General features: G+C 68.5%; 2 protein-coding genes. One reads left to right on the top strand and one right to left on the bottom strand.

Going from position 1 to position 967, the window contains the following annotated elements:
- Positions 1 to 520 (bottom strand): peptide-methionine (R)-S-oxide reductase MsrB (gene msrB, locus Q4I23_RS32795; RefSeq protein WP_498529017.1); only part of this gene is annotated, 520 nt, incomplete at its 3' end.
- A 119-nt stretch (positions 521 to 639) separates the two neighbouring features.
- On the opposite strand from msrB, the gene Q4I23_RS32790 reads away from it, so the two are divergent.
- On the top strand, positions 640 to 967 hold a 328-nt coding region (locus tag Q4I23_RS32790), incomplete at its 3' end, for a dienelactone hydrolase family protein (protein WP_498529016.1).

Raw genomic sequence — 967 nt, 5'->3', positions numbered from 1 at the left:
GCGTATAATCGTCGGCAGCGTCAGATGTGTATAAGAGACAGTCCTCCACCCAATCCTGAACGCTCCTGGCCAGCGTCTGCCCCTCGGGCAGGAAGGCCAGCGAGACGGAGTTGATGCAGAAGCGCATGCCGGTCGGCGGCGGGCCGTCGGGGAAGACGTGGCCCTGGTGGCTGCCGCAGCGGGCGCACAGCGTCTCCACCCGCACCATGCCGTAGCTGTTGTCCTGCACCAGCTTCAGATGCGCGTTCTCGTAGGGCGCGGTGAAGCTGGGCCAGCCGGTGCCGGATTCGAACTTCGTCCCGGACCGGAACAGCGGCAGGCCGCACAGCCGGCAGGCGTAGGTGCCAGGATTCTTGTTGTCGAGCAGGCCGCCGCAGAAGGGCGCCTCCGTCCCATGGCTGAGGAGGACGTGCCGCTCCTCGTCCGACAGGCGCTCCACCAGCACCGCGCGCTGGTCCGGCGTCGGCGGCGTCAGGTCGAAGGGTCCGGCGGTCGGGGAACGGTCGGCGGGGGCGGACATCGGGCGGCTCCAGTGACGGGGTGACGGTCCTAGGGGATATGGGCCAGTCGGTCGCGGATGACACCCGGCGTCAGGCTGCTATCTTCCCTGCACGGAACGAATGGAGGGAGAGACCAGCCATGACCGGAACGACCACCGGCACGAGCAGCGCCTGGACGCACCTGACGGCGTCCGACGGGCACCGGCTGACCGCCTACGAAGCCCGGCCCGTCGGGCCGGAAAAGGGGCGGCTTCTGATCGTCCAGGAGATTTTCGGGATCAACAGCCACATCCGCCGCGTCTGCGACGGCTACGCGGCCGACGGCTACCGCACGCTGGCCCCCGCTTTGTTCGACCGGGCGGAGCGCGGGGTGGAACTGCCCTACGACGAGGCCGGCGTGCAGCGCGGCCGCGACCTGATGGGTGCCTGTCTCTTATACACATCTGACGCTGCCGACGATTATACGC

This window comes from Azospirillum sp. UFLA03-27, assembly GCF_059803775.1.
The sequence above is the reverse complement of the archived record's forward strand: the minus strand, read 5'-3'. Positions and strand labels throughout refer to the sequence as shown.